Below are 14,257 nucleotides of genomic sequence, written 5' to 3' on the forward strand. Positions count from 1 at the left end.
ATCGGCTGTGAGTTTTGGTGAGGTTAGACGACTCGATTGTGCAGTTCTTCGCCAGTCCCGAGGCGATCGACGTTCTCGCGGACGATTTCGCCGACGTCCCGGAAGTAGTCCCGCGTGTAGGCCGCACAGTGGGGCGTGACGATCACCTCGTCCATCCCCCACAGCGGGGAGTCCTCGGGGAGGGGTTCGGTTTCGAAGACGTCGAGCGCGGCACCCGCGAGGGCGTCGCTCCGGAGAGCGTCGATCAGCGCCGGTTCGTCGACGACCGACCCGCGGGCGACGTTGACGAAGTAGGCGTCCTCGCGCATCGTCGCGAACTCCTCGGCCCCGAAGAGGTGGTACGTCTCGTCAGTCAGCGGGACGGTGACGATCACGAAGTCGGCGTCGGCGATCGCGTCGTGCAGGTCGTCGGTCGCGTAGATCCGCTCGAATCCCGGTACGGGATCGGCGGAGCGACGAACGCCGGTCACGCGCACGCCGAGCGCGCCGAGCACGTCCGCGACGCCGCTCCCGAGGGTCCCCGTCCCGACGACGCAGGCGGTCGTCCCGGGAAGGGTGAACGCCTCGTCCCACTCGGGGCGCTCCCAGCGACGCTCCTGCTGGTCGGCGACGTGATCGTGAAGCCGGCGGGCGAACGAGAGCAGGTAGCCCGCGACCGTCTCGCCGATCGTCCGATCGTGGATCCCCGTGCTGTTCGTGAGCACCACGCCGTCGGCCTCGAACTCGTCTTCCGGGAACCGATCGACGCCCGCCTGGATCGAGTGAACCCAGTCGAGATCCAGGAACGCGTCCCGGTGTTCGAGCGTGACGATCGCGTCGCAAGTGTCGATTTCGTCGTCGTCGACGACGGCGACGTCGACGGGAAGACCGGCGAGGAAATCGGCCAGTTCAGCGGGTGGAAACACCGTTTCGACGGAGTCGTGGACGCCGAGTCGATCGAGATCGATCTGCATGCCCGCCGGTACGGACGAGGTGAGGTTCAAGCTTTGGACGAACGGACTCCGAGTTGAAGTGGCGGCTCGGGAAAAACCCTCGTCACACGGGGCTCAGTGGGGGTAACACCTCGTCACTGCCGCCACCCGAAGTTAACGGGTCGAGGGGTTTGCGTCTGTCGCTTCGACGTTCGACTGCCACGTTTCGAGATCGCGCAACTCCTCGGCGATCGCCCCACTCTCGCCGGGATCGAGCACCCCGCGTTCGGTCACGAACTCGGTCACGCAGTCGGCCGGCGTCACGTCGAACGTCGGATTCAGGACGTCGATCGACGCGTCGCCGTCGTACACCGCCTGCCGATCGCCCGACTCCAGGTTCACCTCGTCGCGGGTCGAGACCTTGTCCGTGGCGGCGACGACGGAGACCGGAATCCCCGCCCGATCGGCCGCGATCGCGAGCGTCCGGGTCCCGGTCTTGTTCACCACGGAGCCGTCGGGGAGGATCGCGTCCGCACCGACGACGATCCGATCGGGGTCCTCGCGGGCGAGGACGTGAGCGACGGCCGCGTCGGTGTGCAGCGTGACGGTGCAATCGTCGGCGAGCGTCTCCGCGAGGTCGACTCCCTCCCCCGCGGGGCGGGATTCGGCGACGAACACCCGTGAGGGGGCCGCTTCTCGAAGTGCATCGAGGACCGTCCCGGATCGCGAGAGGGTCGCGACGGATCCCTGGATTCGATCGGCCGCCGTCGCCGCGGCGTCGTCGTCGGCCGCGAGGGCGCGATCGATCCCCGCGAGCGTCGCGTCGAGCACGGCGGGCGCGCCAGGTGGCTCGGCCTCGCTCTCGCCCGCCTCGGCCATCGCCCGGTTCACCCGGTTTCTGAGGACGGCCATCGACGGCCGGGCCTCGAGCAGTCGCCGGGCGAGTTCCGCGAGTTCGTCCCACTCGCCCTCGGGGTCGGCACCGAACTCGCGGGGTCCCCGTTCGCCGTTCCGAGGCGACGTCGCCTCGCTCCGTTCCTGAACCACCAGCCCCGCTCGATCGCGCAGCACCTCGAGCGCCCGGATCGAGAGCGTTGCAGCGCCGTGTTCGTCGTCGGCGGCGATCGATCGGACCGTCGGTGCCACCCGCTCGTAGGCCGTCCACAGCTCTGGCACCGTCTCGCGGTCGTCGTCGAAATCGAGCATCGCGGTGGGCGAGACCCACTCGAACGCGTCGTGTTCTTCGCTCAGGTCGACATCGCGCGTCCCGCAGTCGAACAGATAGGGGTGGACGGCCCACCCACGACCCAGATCCGGATCCTCGAACCTGACGGGGCGGCCCGATCGGACGAGCGAGACGGCCTCCCGATCGAGTCCCACCTCCTCGCGGATCTCGACGCGAACCTGTTCGTCGGGGTCGCCCTCCGCGAAGCCGGAGACGCCGCCCCACTGGCCCCGGTAAGTGCCGACGGCGTCGCTGCGGCGCAGGAGGAGTACCATCCCGCGGTGTCGGAGGAACGCGGTGACGACGTGGCTCGCACCGTTCCCGTCCCCGGACCCGTTCGCTCCATCGCCGGCGTCCGTTCCCGCTGGATCGGTCATACGCGAGGGCACGGGTGCCGGAAGGGAATCGCTTTCGGGACCGGGCGTCGAACGGTCGGATATGTCCCGCATTGCGATCATCGCCGACACCCACGTGCCGACGCGGGCGCGGGCCATCCCGGACTGGGTCGCGGCCGAGATTCGCCGCGCCGATCACGCGATCCACGCGGGCGATTTCGACTCGAACGAGAGCTACGATCGGGTCGTCGACCTCGCAGACGGCGACCTGACGGCCGTTCGCGGTAACGTGGACCCCGCGACGCTCGACCTGCCGAACGCGGCGACGGTCGATCTCGGCGGCGCGACGTTCGTCGTCACGCACGGCACGGGTTCGCCGGCCGGGTGGCACGATCGAGTCGTCGACGCGGCCCGCGCGGAAACGGGATCGTCCGCCGATCCGATCGCCGTCGCCGGCCACACCCACGAGGTGGTCGACACGATCGTCGACGGCGTTCGCGTGCTCAACCCGGGCAGCGCGACGGGGGCGAGTCCGGCCGATCGGGCGACGATGTTCGTCGCGACCGTCGACGACGGCAGTCTCGCCGTCGACCTGCGAACCGCGTAGGGATCGACGGAGAGCCAATACGAATCCGTGACAAGGCTCCGGTACGAACGAGGACACAGCGATGACCTGTGACGAACGCGGAACGGCCGGCGACGCGGTCCGGATCGGCGTCGACGTCGGGGGAACGTTCACCGACGTGGCCCTCTCGGTCGACGATCGACTCGTCACCGCAAAGGTGCCAACTACCGGAGCCCAGCACGTCGGGGTACTCGACGGCATCCGGAAGGCCTGCGACCGCGCCGGCATCGAACCGGCCGGAATCGACGACTTCGCCCACGCGATGACCGTCTCGGTCAACGCCCTGCTCGAACGCGACGGGGCGACGACGGCGCTCGTCACCACCGCGGGGTTCCGTGACGTCCTCGAGATCGGTCGTCAGGACCGGCCGTCCCTCTACGACCTGGACGCCGAGAAGCCCGACCCGCTGGTCCCCCGCGAGCGGCGGTTCGAGATCGACGAGCGAACGACGACCGACGGCGTCGAGCGACCGGTCGATGCCGACGAGGTCCGCGACCTCGCGGAGACGCTGCGCGAGCGGGACGTCGAGGCCGTCGCCGTCTGTCTGCTCCACGCCTACGCCGATCCCGAGAACGAGGCGATCGTCGCCGAGACGCTACGCGACGAACTCGACGTCCCCGTCTCGGTCTCCCACGAGGTGCTCGCGGAGTTTCGCGAGTTCGAGCGCACCGCAACGACCGCCGTCGACGCCTACGTCCGCCCGACTATCGACGGCTACGTCGGCCGGGTAGTCGACGAGGCCGAAGACGTCGGGGTTCCGGCCCCGCGGATCATGCAGGCGAACGGCGGCATCGCCGACGCCGAGACGGTCCGCGAGCACGCCGTCACGACGGTGCTGTCCGGTCCCGCGGCGGGCGTCGTCGGCGCTGCGGCGACCGTCGACGACGCCGACGTGGACGGACTGGTCACCTTCGACATGGGCGGCACCTCCAGCGACGTGAGCCTCGTCCGGGGCGGGCAGGCCGAACGAACGACCGACGCGGAGATCGATGGGCTGCCGATCCGGACGCCGATGGTCGACGTGAATACCGTCGGTGCTGGCGGCGGTTCGATCGCGTGGGTCGACGCCGGCGGCGCGCTCCGGGTCGGCCCGAGATCGGCGGGTGCCGACCCCGGGCCGGCCTGTTACGGGCGCGGCGGGACCGACCCCACCGTCACGGACGCGAACGTCGTGCTTGGCTTCATCGGCCCCGAGACCGCCCTCGGCGGCGAGATGACCCTCGACGTCGCGGCGGCCCACGACGCGCTCGAACGGCTGGCCGACGCGGCCGGGCTCGAGGGCGCGCTCGAGGCGGCCCGCGGGGTCTACCGCGTGGCCAACGCGACGATGACCCGGACGATCCGATCGGTGACGGTCGAACGGGGGCACGACCCGCGCGAGTTCGCGCTCGTGGCCTTCGGGGGCGCGGGACCGATGCACGCCGCCGCGCTCGCGGACGCGCTCGAGATCGATCGAGTCGTCGTCCCGCGACCCGGCGGCGTCCTCTCCGCGTTCGGGCTGCTCGCGGCCGACGAAAGTTACGACGCGGCCCGAACCGTCGGCGTGAACCTCGAAGCCGCGGATACGGGATCGCTCGAGTCGGTCTACGACGATCTCGTCGCCGACGTACTCGGGGACGCCTCCGATCCCGATCGGGCGCGAGTCGAGCGCGCGGCCGACTGCCGGTACGCCGGGCAGAGCTTCGAGTTGACCGTCCCGGTAGAGGGGACAGTCGATCGGGGGACGATCGCTGACCGCTTCCACGACGCCCACGAGCGGGCCTACGGCTACGCGATGGACGAGGCGATCGAGGTCGTCACCCTGCGTGCGACGGCGACCGTCCCCGGTACCGAACCGACCGTCCGCCACGACGGCGAGGGCGACGCGCTCGTCGACACCCGCGAAGCGCACTTCCCCGGAACCGGGCCCTGTGAGACGACCGTCTTCGATCGCGATCGGCTCGAAGCGGGCACGCTGCTGTCCGGGCCGGCGATCCTCGAACAGGCCGAAAGTACGACCGTCGTCCCGCCGGCGTGGGCGGGCGAGATCCTCGGAGACGGGACGTTCGAGATGACGCGAGCGACGGAACGAGAGGTGGACGATCGATGACGGGGCCGAACGACGCGACCGATTCCGACGAACGTATCGATCCGGTAACGCTGGAAGTGCTACGCAACCAACTGGAGAGCGTCGCCGAGGAGATGGGTCAGACCCTGATTCGCGGCGCGTACTCGCCGAACATCAAGGAGCGCCGGGACTGCTCGACGGCGCTGTTCGATTCGGAGGGGCGAATGATCGCCCAGGCCGAGCACATCCCGGTCCACCTCGGCGCGATGCCCGCGGCCGTCGACGCCGTGCGCGAGCACGACCCGAGGCCCGGAGACGTGTTCGTGCTCAACGATCCGTTCACAGGAGGGACCCACCTGCCGGACGTGACGATGGTCTCGCCGATCGCGCCCGGCAGCGGCGACGGTCACGACGGCGACGGGAGCGTCAGCGGTGACGACGCCGACGACCGGGAAATCGTCGGCTACGCCGTCTCCCGGGCCCACCACGCCGACGTCGGGGGGATGGCTCCCGGAAGCATGCCCGCCGGTGCGCAGGAGATCTATCAGGAGGGACTGCGACTGCCGCCGATCCGACTCGTCGAGGACGGCGAGGTCCGGGAAGACGTTCGATCGCTGGTGCTCGCGAACGTCCGTAATCCACGCGAGCGCCGGGCCGACCTCCGGGCACAACTGGCGGCGAACGACCGCGCCGAAACTCGACTCGCGGCGCTGTTCGACGAACACGGCCGCGGGACCGTCCTCGCCGGCTTCGACGCCGTGATCGACTACTCCCGCGAACGGATCGAAGACGAGATCGCGGCGCTGCCGGACGGGACCTACGAGGCGATCGACGTCCTAGAAGGCGACGGCGTTACCGACGAGGATATCGAGATTTCGGTCGCGGTGACGATCGACGGCGAGACGATCGCGGTCGACTTTTCGGGCACCGCAGACCAGGTCGCGGGGAACCTCAACGCCCCGCTCGCCGTGGCGAAGAGCGCGGTCTACTTCGTCGTCCGCTGTATCACGGACCCCGAGATCCCGCCGAACCAGGGCTGTTACGAACCCGTGAGCGTCCACGCGCCCCGGGGATCGCTCCTGAATCCCGACCCGCCCGCGGCCGTCGTCGGCGGTAACGTCGAAACCAGCCAGCGCGTGACCGACGTGGTCTTCACCGCGCTCGCCGAGGCTGCGCCCGATCGCGTCCCCGCACAGGGTCAGGGGACGATGAACAACCTGACCATCGGCGCGCGTGACGGCTCCGTTACGTACTACGAGACGATCGGCGGTGGATTCGGCGCGCGCGCCGACCGGGACGGCATGGACGGCGTCCAGGTCGGCATGACGAACACGCTCAACACCCCCGTCGAGTCGATCGAGACGGAGTACCCGCTGCGGGTCGAACGGTACGCGCTCCGGCCGGACAGCGGCGGACGCGGCGAGTTCCGCGGCGGGCTGGGACTCGAGCGATCGGTCACCGTCGAGACCGACGCGACGGTCTCGTTGCTCACGGAGCGCCGCCGTCACGCCCCGAAAGGCGTCGCCGGCGGCGAGGACGGTTCGACCGGGGAGAATCTGATCGACTGCGACCCCGTCCCGGCGAAGACGACCGTCGACGTCGAGGCGGGGACGACGGTTACCGTTCGAACGCCCGGCGGCGGCGGGCACGGCGATCCGAGCGATCGAGACGAGGAGGCGATCGAGGCCGATCGGGCGGCCGGCAAGGTGACCGACCGGGACGATCGGTCGTGACCGTCGCTGGCTCGATTCTCCGGTGACGGTGCGTTTTTCACGTCGCTGGCCCACCCTCCGGTATGGAACTGGAGCCAGTGACGGACCTGCCCGAGATCCGTCCCGGCGACGACGTCGCCGCGCTCGTCGCCGATCGGGCCGCCCTCGAACCCGGCGACGTGCTCACCGTCGCGAGCACGATCGTCTCGAAGGCCGAGGGCCGCACGGCGAATCTCGAGGACTACCCCGTCAGCGGCCGTGCGAAGGAGATCGCCCGCCGGATCGAGGACGTGGCCGGCGAGGAGAAGGATCCGCGGTTCGCCCAGGCGGTCCTGGAGGAGAGCACCGAGTTGCTGATCGACTGTCCCTTCCTGCTCACGGAGACGCACTTCGGCCACATCTGCGTCAACGCGGGGATCGATCGGTCGAACGTGCCGGACCACGACATCCTCCTGCTGCCGGAAAAGCCGGCCGAAAGCGCCGAGCGAATCCGATCGGGGCTCGAGGATCGGGGCGTCGAGGACGTCGCGGTGATCGTGACGGACACCTGCGGGCGGCCGTTCCGCCACGGTCAGCGCGGCGTCGCGCTCGGCTGGGCGGGGATGCCCGCGAGCCGCGACTGGCGCGGCGAACTCGATCGCGACGGCCGCGAACTCGGCGTTACCGTCCAGTCCGTCGTCGACGAGCTCGCGGCAGCCGCGAATCTCGTCACCGGCGAGGGAGCGGACGGGACCCCCGCAGTCGCCGTCCGGGGCTGGGAGTTCGGCGACCTCGAGGGAAGCGACGAACTCTTCCGGGACGTCGAAGACGACCTCGTCCGGCAGGCACTCCGCGAGTGGGAGTGGGGAGATACCGAATGAGTGCTGACGGGCGCGGGGACACGACCTGGGGCATCGAACTCACCCCCGAACACCCGCCCGATCGGATCGCCTCGCTCGCGGCGCTGGCCGAGGATCAGGGGTTCGACGTCGCGTTCGCGAGCAGCCACTACTTCAACCGGGATCCGTTCGTCGTCCTCTCGCGGATGGCCGACGCCACGGACGACATACGGCTGGGACCGGGCGTCGTCAATCCCTACGAGACCCACCCGGTCAAACTCGCGGCCCAGACTGCGACGATCGACGAGGTGAGCGACGGCCGCGCGGTCTTCGGCGTCGGCGCCGGCGATCGATCCTCGCTCGCGACCCTCGGCGTCGATCGCGACAGTCCGCTCCGTCGAGTTCTCGAGACGTTCGACCTCGCGCGCGACCTCTGGGCGGGCGAGACCGTCACCCACGAGGGGACGTTCACGGTGCGGGACGCCTCGCTCAATCTCGACCCCGCCGAGATTCCGGTCTACGTCGGTGCACAGGGCCCGCACATGCTCCGAATGAGTGCGAAACACGCCGACGGCGTGCTGGTCAACGCCGCCCATCCCCGCGACCTGGAGTGGGCAGCGGGCCAGATCGAGCACGGGCTGGCAGAGCGGCCGGCGGCGCACGGTCCATTCGAGTCGCTCGCCTTCGCGAGCGCGAGCGTCGCCGGTGAGGAAGACGCGGCCCGCGAGGCGGCCCGTCCACCGGTCGCGTTCATCGTCGGCGGCGCGGCCGATCCGGTGCTCGATCGACACGACATCGATCGCGAGGCGGCGGGCGCGGTCAGTGACGCGCTCGAGGCGGGGAAGTTGAACGAGGCGTTCGGCCACGTGACGCCGTCGATGATCGACGCCTTCTGTATCGCCGGGACGACGGAACAGGTCGCGGCGCAGTTCGCGGCCGCCCTCGAACACGTCGACGGGATCGTCGTCGGTTCGCCGCTCGGGCCGGACCTGGAGGACGCGATCGAACGGGCGAGCGAGGCGCTGGCCAGCGCAACGAAGGAGCAAGCGTAGGCCAGAGCGATCGAGCCCGAACTAGCTCGAGGTGAAGAGGCTGCCGACGGCACCGAGGGTCAACGCGCCGAAAACGGCGACCGAGAAGACGATCAGCAGCGTCCCCATCAGGACGAGCAGGGGTGCGAGTCCGTCGCCCATCGCGACCTTGGTGAAGAGCTCGGTCATTTCGACGAGGTTGTCCACGATGACGTTCAGCGGCGTGACGGTGTCCATGTCCGGGGGTTGTCACCGATAATACTTGGCCGTGCCGGTCCAGCGGTGAGTCCCTCGAGGGACGCGCCGATCGATCGGTGGAGAGCGCCTCCGGAAGCCCTCCCGACCGGTCGCGGGCGTCGTCCCGCCGAATTCCGGTCGTACAGGCCACCGCCGCCGTCGGTGCTTCTATGCCTCCGCCGTGCGTACCGATGGGTATGACCGACGACGCGACGCTCTCGGATTTCGCCTCGTCCGGGGTCGACGAGGAGACCGACGATCCCGAGACTGTTCCCAAGGAGTCGGACGCGACGTCTCCCTCGAATCCGGCGTCGGACGACGGTGATAAGGCCGACCCCGCCACGGACGCGGCGTCGCTGTCGACCTACGCGTGGGGCGAGTACACGTGCACGCGCTGTGATCGCACGACCGATCGGATCTGGCGGGACGACGGGGCGGTCGTCTGCCCCGACTGCAAAAACTGGTAATCGTCGGCTGGTGGCGGTAACGACTTGCTTCTCGCGGGGCAACAACCGGTATTCTCCCGAACATTTATATCTTCGAGGTGGTTTGGTAGACCTGCAATGGCGAAAGGTACGGTCGCATTCTTCAACGACACTGGCGGTTACGGGTTCATCGAGACTGAGGACGCGGACGAGGACGTGTTCTTCCACATGGAAGACGTCGGCGGTCCTGACCTGGAGGAGGGTCAGGAACTGGAGTTCGACATCGTCGAGGCCGAGAAGGGGCCGCGCGCGGAGAACGTCGAACGACTCTAGCCAGGTCACAGGAGGTATCGTTTTCCGATCGTCGAACCGATCAGCGGCGCCACTCGCCAACCCCGGTCGGACGGACCCGCCGTCACGCGAGTCCGGGTGGACCGACGGACAGTCACGCGAGCACCGATCGTTCCGGTGAACAGTAACACGATCCGACACAAAGCATATGTTTCGGTGTCGCTGATTTCGTACCAACAGCAGCGTCTCCGGTCCCCGTTCGATTCATCTATGACCGATCCCACTCCAGCCCCGAACTCCAGCGGTATGGCAACTCCCGACCACAACGCCCTCCCGGTATCGACCGTCGCCGATCTCTGTACAGAGATCGAGGCCAACGTCTCCCGCGTGATCGTCGGCCACGACGACGCGATCGAACACGTCGTCACCGCCATCCTCGCCCGCGGCCACGTCCTGCTCGACGACGTCCCCGGCGTCGGGAAGACGATGCTCGCCAGATCGATCGCGACGTCGATCGACTGTACGTTCCGGCGAGTCCAGTTTACCCCCGACCTGCTACCGACGGACGTCACCGGCGTCAACGTGTTCAACCAGAAGACCCGCGAGTTCGAGTTCAACGAGGGGCCCGTCTTCGCCAACATCGTCCTCGGTGACGAGATCAACCGGGCACCCCCAAAGACGCAGGCCGCGCTGCTCGAGGCGATGGAAGAGGAGCAGGTGACGGTCGACGGCGACACCCGCGCGTTACCCGACCCCTTCGTCGTCATCGCGACCCAGAACGCCGTCGAACCCAACCGGACCTACGATCTCCCCTTCGCCGAGATCGATCGGTTCATGAAGAAACTCACGCTCGGCTACCCCGGACCCGAGGAGGAGACCGAACTGCTCGGCCGGACGGTCGGCCACCACCCGATCGAGTCGCTCGAACCGGTGGCCGACCTCGAAACGATCGTGCGCGCCCGCGAGACGGTCGCGGGGGTCAGGGTGAACGAGCCGGTCCGGGAGTACGCGACGGGACTGGTCGGATACACCCGCGAGAACGCCCACATCGGCGTCAGTCCCCGCGGAACGATCTCGCTGTTGCGTGCCGCCCAGGCCCGCGCCGTCACCGAGGGTCGAGAGTACGTCATCCCGGACGACGTCGCGACCGAGGCGCCGCTCGTGCTGGCCCACCGGATCAAGACGAACAGCCGCGACCGCGACGGGCCCGACGTCGTCGCGGACGCACTCGAGCACGTCCCCGTCCCATGAGACTCACGCGACGTGGCTGGGCCGTCGTCGTCGTCGTCGTCGGCTCGATCGCGATGGGGTGGCAGTACGGCCCCCGCGCCCTGAACGCCGTCGTCACGCCGCTGCTCGTCGTGCTGGTCGCCGGAACGATCACGACCGCCCTGGCCGACCGGCCGCGCGTCAGGCGCGGTGCCGTCGCCGAGGGGTTCGTCGGCGAAACCCGGACGATCGCGGTGACGATCGAGACGGAGCGGGCCGTCTCGGCGACCGTTCGTGACGCCGTCGACGACGGCCTGACGGCGACGACCGATCCGGCCGAGATGACGACACTCGACGGCGAGACCGAGTTCAGCTACGACCTCCGACTCGAGGGACGCGGCGACCGCCGGGTCGGCCCCCTCGCGATCAGCGTCGTCGATCTCTTCGGACTCGTCGAGCGCCGGTTCGAATACGAGGAGACGGCGTCAGTCCTGGTCTATCCGCCCGTCTACGACCTCCGGGGCGGGACCGATCGAGACCTGCACCTGCTCGCCGACGCGGCGACCCGGCGCGATCGGGAGGAGTTCGATCACCTCCGGGAGTACCAGCGCGGCGACTCCCTGCGGGATGTCCACTGGAAGTCAGCCGCCAAGCGCCCCGACGACGGACTGGTCGTCACGGAGTACGTCAACGACGACGACGCCGGATCGGCGGTCGTCGCCGCGGAGTGTACCCCGACCCGGGTCGACGACCTGGCGACCGCGGTCGCCAGCGTCGCCACCTACCTGCTCGAGGAGGGCGTGAACGTCGGCGTCACCCTCCCGGCGGCGGACCGCCAGCCGGGATCGGGCCACGACCACCACTACGACCTCCTCGGACTGCTCGCCGTCGTCGAGGCGGGCGAACTCGACGAACGGGCGCGGACGAACGCCGACGTGCTCGTCCAGGCCGACGCGAACGGAACGCGGATCGTCGTCGACGACCGCACGATCCCGTTCGATCGGCTCCGCGGCCGTGGCGGAAGGGACGGGAACCGAGACGAACGGACACGGACCGGAACGACGGACCGGGGAGGCGCGGACGACGGTCCCTCGTCGGGGGTGACCGCATGAGTACCGACGCCCGCGACCGGACGATCGGACTGGATACCGAGGGAGCCATCGGCCCCGAGACGTTCCGACTGCTTGCGCTCGGCTGTGTCCTGGTGCTGACGGCGTCGTACGTCAGCGTGTTGCGCGACGTGACTCGCGTCGTGGGCGGCACCGGGACGCTCCTGTTACTCGTCGCGGCGATGGTGCTCGGGGCGACGGTCCTTGCCAGAACGATCCGGCCGCGAACCGCGACGGGGGCCGCCGCGGCCGTCACCCTGTTCGGCTTCTGGTACTACTTCTCGACGGCCGGCGTCGGGATCGGGACCGTGCTGTCGGCGACCGACGAACTCCTCGCCGACAGCGCCGCGCTGGCGACCGGCCTCCCGCTGCTCCGGATGGTCGCGGCCGACGTCTGGGCGCTCGGGTTCGCGCCCGGCCCCGTCTTCCTCTCGTGGTATCTCGCGCTCCGGGGCCGGTACGACCTGAGCGTCGTGCCCGGCGGCCTCGCGCTGCTCTTCCTGGTCCTGACGGGGGACGCCGAGACGCCCGTCGTCTTGCTCGGCACCCTCGCAGCCACCGGTGCCGTCGGCTTCGGCGAACTCGAACGCCGGGGCGGTTCGATCGCCCAGGCGGACCTGTTCGCGGTTCTCGTCGCGGTGATCGTCGTCCTCTCGCTGTCGGTCACGTTCGTGCCGGGGGAGACGACCAGTCCGGCGTTTACCGGGCAGGGGGACACCAGCACGCTCGAGGGGACGATCGACTTCGCCGACGAACGGTCCGCGATCGGCGGCACAGTAGACCTCTCGCCCGAGGTCCGGTTCACGGTCGAATCCGAACAGCCGTCCTACTGGCGAACGGGGGTCTACGATCGGTTCACCGGCGACGAGTGGGTCCGGACCGGTCAGGACACGACCTACGACGATCAGCTCGGAGTACCGCCCGGCGAATACGAGACCGTCACGCAACGGGTCACCGCCGAGACGGAACTGGGCGTCATGCCAACCGCACCACAGCCGCTCGCCATCGAGGGCGGAATAACCCGGACGACGATGGTATCGTCCCACGGTCAGCCCCGCCCCGCGGAACCGTTGCTCGAGGGCGACAGCTACGTCGTCCAGAGCGCAGCGATCGACCGCGACCCCGATGCGCTACGGACCGCCGGGACGGACTACCCGGACCACGCGTCCGACTACCTGCAACTCCCCGAGAGCACGTCCCGCCGGTTCGAGCAGCAGGCTGCCGAAGTGACCGGCGACGCCGACAACCCCTACGAGAAGGCCGTCGCGATCGAGTCGTACCTGCGCTCGTCGAAGGACTACTCCCTCGAGGTCGATCGGCCGGGGGGCAACATCGCCGACGAGTTCCTGTTCGAGATGGAGGAGGGCTACTGCGTCTACTTCGCGACCACGATGGTTCAGATGCTGCGGGCCGAGGGCGTGCCGGCCCGGTACGTCACCGGCTACACGACCGGCCAGCAGGTCGCCGACGACACCTACGTCGTTCGCGGGTTAGACGCCCACGCGTGGGTCGAAGTCTACTTCCCCGACCACGGCTGGGTCGCGTTCGATCCGACCCCGGGCGACGCCCGGGAGGACGTCCACAACGAGCGACTCCAGCAGGCCCGCGAGGACGGACGGGAGAACGTCGATACCGACGCCAGCGAGGACGTCCCGATCGACGACGGCGAGGACGAGCCGGATCCCGACGATCCCCGGGACGACGGCAACGAGACGAACAACGAAACGTCCGATCCGACCGACGGCAACGAGACGGACCCCTCCGAATTCAACGGGACCGATCCATCGGACGCCGATTCTGGCACCGAACCAGGCGACGGGACGGGCACCGACGATGACGACGCGAGCAGCCCCGTCCCGGTCACGCGCGAGACGGCCGCGATCGGGCTTGTGGTCCTCGTCGGGCTGGCGGCCGGTGCCCACCGAACCAGCGCGACGGCGCGGGCGCGGCGAGCGCTCCGGCTGTACTGGCAGCGGCGGGGGGACGACCCGGACGAGGACGCCCGGATCGCGTATCGCCGACTCGAAGGGCTCCTCGGACACCAGTACCGACCACGCCGGAGATCGGAGTCGCGCCGACAGTACCTGGCGGCGCTGCGGACCGAGCACGACGACCTCGATCCCCGCACGGCCCGGGTCGTCCGGACCTACGAGCGGGCGACCTACGGCGAGGGCGTCGATCGCGAGACGGCTGACGCGGCGATGGGGATCGTCGACGACCTGGTTCGCGATCGGCTCCCGGCGCTGGGCGGCCAGTGACGGGAATACATTCTCGTCACACTG

13 protein-coding genes are annotated in these 14,257 nt (G+C 69.4%); 10 read left to right on the plus strand and 3 right to left on the minus strand.

Annotated elements, in window-relative coordinates; translation table 11 throughout:
* Positions 1-23: 23 nt before the first annotated feature.
* Complete coding sequence (gene ddh / locus MUG98_RS19650) at positions 24-953, minus strand: D-2-hydroxyacid dehydrogenase (protein WP_320443089.1); 930 nt, start codon at positions 951-953, stop codon at positions 24-26.
* A 132-nt stretch (positions 954-1,085) separates the two neighbouring features.
* Positions 1,086-2,513 (minus strand): eIF2B alpha/beta/delta subunit family protein, encoded by a 1,428-nt coding sequence (locus tag MUG98_RS19655; protein ID WP_265109118.1) that lies wholly within the window; start codon positions 2,511-2,513, stop codon positions 1,086-1,088.
* Between the two features lie 61 nt (positions 2,514-2,574).
* Here MUG98_RS19655 and MUG98_RS19660 point away from each other — a divergent pair, with 61 nt between their 5' ends.
* The 5 genes from MUG98_RS19660 (at position 2,575) to MUG98_RS19680 (ending at position 8,725) form a co-directional block, all read left to right on the plus strand.
* Positions 2,575-3,078, plus strand: a complete 504-nt coding sequence (locus tag MUG98_RS19660; protein WP_265109119.1) for a metallophosphoesterase family protein — start codon at positions 2,575-2,577, stop codon at positions 3,076-3,078.
* A 61-nt stretch (positions 3,079-3,139) separates the two neighbouring features.
* On the plus strand, positions 3,140-5,185 hold the full coding sequence (locus MUG98_RS19665) for a hydantoinase/oxoprolinase family protein (protein WP_265109120.1): 2,046 nt from the start codon (positions 3,140-3,142) through the stop codon (positions 5,183-5,185).
* Positions 5,182-6,876, plus strand: coding sequence for a hydantoinase B/oxoprolinase family protein (locus tag MUG98_RS19670; RefSeq protein WP_265109121.1), 1,695 nt, complete (start codon positions 5,182-5,184; stop codon positions 6,874-6,876). Before MUG98_RS19665 ends, MUG98_RS19670 begins: the two co-directional genes overlap by 4 nt.
* 62 nt (positions 6,877-6,938) lie before the next feature.
* On the plus strand, positions 6,939-7,715 hold the full coding sequence (locus MUG98_RS19675) for a coenzyme F420-0:L-glutamate ligase (protein ID WP_265109122.1): 777 nt from the start codon (positions 6,939-6,941) through the stop codon (positions 7,713-7,715).
* A complete protein-coding gene (locus tag MUG98_RS19680) occupies positions 7,712-8,725 on the plus strand; it encodes a 5,10-methylenetetrahydromethanopterin reductase (RefSeq protein ID WP_265109123.1) in 1,014 nt (337 codons plus the stop codon). The genes MUG98_RS19675 and MUG98_RS19680 overlap by 4 nt, the downstream gene beginning before the upstream one ends.
* A gap of 21 nt (positions 8,726-8,746) precedes the next feature.
* On the opposite strand, the gene MUG98_RS19685 is transcribed toward MUG98_RS19680, so the two are convergent.
* Positions 8,747-8,941: a DUF8024 family protein gene (locus MUG98_RS19685; RefSeq protein ID WP_265109124.1), complete on the minus strand. Its 195-nt coding sequence runs from the start codon at positions 8,939-8,941 to the stop codon at positions 8,747-8,749.
* 197 nt (positions 8,942-9,138) lie between these two features.
* Here MUG98_RS19685 and MUG98_RS19690 point away from each other — a divergent pair, with 197 nt between their 5' ends.
* From MUG98_RS19690 to MUG98_RS19710, 5 genes are all read left to right on the plus strand, one after another.
* A complete protein-coding gene (locus MUG98_RS19690; RefSeq protein WP_265109125.1) occupies positions 9,139-9,408 on the plus strand; it encodes a DUF7573 domain-containing protein in 270 nt (89 codons plus the stop codon).
* Between the two features lie 96 nt (positions 9,409-9,504).
* Positions 9,505-9,699 (plus strand): cold-shock protein, encoded by a 195-nt coding sequence (locus MUG98_RS19695; protein WP_250140794.1) that lies wholly within the window; start codon positions 9,505-9,507, stop codon positions 9,697-9,699.
* A 228-nt stretch (positions 9,700-9,927) separates the two neighbouring features.
* Positions 9,928-10,908: an AAA family ATPase gene (locus MUG98_RS19700; protein ID WP_425601059.1), complete on the plus strand. Its 981-nt coding sequence runs from the start codon at positions 9,928-9,930 to the stop codon at positions 10,906-10,908.
* Positions 10,905-11,978, plus strand: a complete 1,074-nt coding sequence (locus tag MUG98_RS19705; protein ID WP_265109127.1) for a DUF58 domain-containing protein — start codon at positions 10,905-10,907, stop codon at positions 11,976-11,978. Before MUG98_RS19700 ends, MUG98_RS19705 begins: the two co-directional genes overlap by 4 nt.
* Entirely contained in the window at positions 11,975-14,233 is a 2,259-nt protein-coding gene (locus tag MUG98_RS19710; RefSeq protein WP_265109128.1) for a transglutaminase TgpA family protein, read from the plus strand. The genes MUG98_RS19705 and MUG98_RS19710 overlap by 4 nt, the downstream gene beginning before the upstream one ends.
* The last annotated feature ends 24 nt before the right edge of the window (positions 14,234-14,257 follow it).

This window comes from Halosolutus halophilus (assembly GCF_022869805.1).
Lineage (GTDB): Archaea > Halobacteriota > Halobacteria > Halobacteriales > Natrialbaceae > Halosolutus > Halosolutus halophilus.

Coding starts and splice junctions, on each gene's coding strand:
- MUG98_RS19710 (WP_265109128.1), top strand. CDS start 11,975: ATGAGTACCGACGCCCGCGACCGGACGATCGGACTGGATACCGAGGGA.
- MUG98_RS19695 (WP_250140794.1), top strand. CDS start 9,505: ATGGCGAAAGGTACGGTCGCATTCTTCAACGACACTGGCGGTTACGGG.
- MUG98_RS19670 (WP_265109121.1), top strand. CDS start 5,182: ATGACGGGGCCGAACGACGCGACCGATTCCGACGAACGTATCGATCCG.
- MUG98_RS19680 (WP_265109123.1), top strand. CDS start 7,712: ATGAGTGCTGACGGGCGCGGGGACACGACCTGGGGCATCGAACTCACC.
- MUG98_RS19690 (WP_265109125.1), top strand. CDS start 9,139: ATGACCGACGACGCGACGCTCTCGGATTTCGCCTCGTCCGGGGTCGAC.
- MUG98_RS19665 (WP_265109120.1), top strand. CDS start 3,140: ATGACCTGTGACGAACGCGGAACGGCCGGCGACGCGGTCCGGATCGGC.
- MUG98_RS19700 (WP_425601059.1), top strand. CDS start 9,928: ATGACCGATCCCACTCCAGCCCCGAACTCCAGCGGTATGGCAACTCCC.
- MUG98_RS19660 (WP_265109119.1), top strand. CDS start 2,575: ATGTCCCGCATTGCGATCATCGCCGACACCCACGTGCCGACGCGGGCG.
- MUG98_RS19655 (WP_265109118.1), bottom strand. CDS start 2,513: ATGACCGATCCAGCGGGAACGGACGCCGGCGATGGAGCGAACGGGTCC.
- MUG98_RS19705 (WP_265109127.1), top strand. CDS start 10,905: ATGAGACTCACGCGACGTGGCTGGGCCGTCGTCGTCGTCGTCGTCGGC.
- MUG98_RS19685 (WP_265109124.1), bottom strand. CDS start 8,941: ATGGACACCGTCACGCCGCTGAACGTCATCGTGGACAACCTCGTCGAA.
- ddh (WP_320443089.1), bottom strand. CDS start 953: ATGCAGATCGATCTCGATCGACTCGGCGTCCACGACTCCGTCGAAACG.
- MUG98_RS19675 (WP_265109122.1), top strand. CDS start 6,939: ATGGAACTGGAGCCAGTGACGGACCTGCCCGAGATCCGTCCCGGCGAC.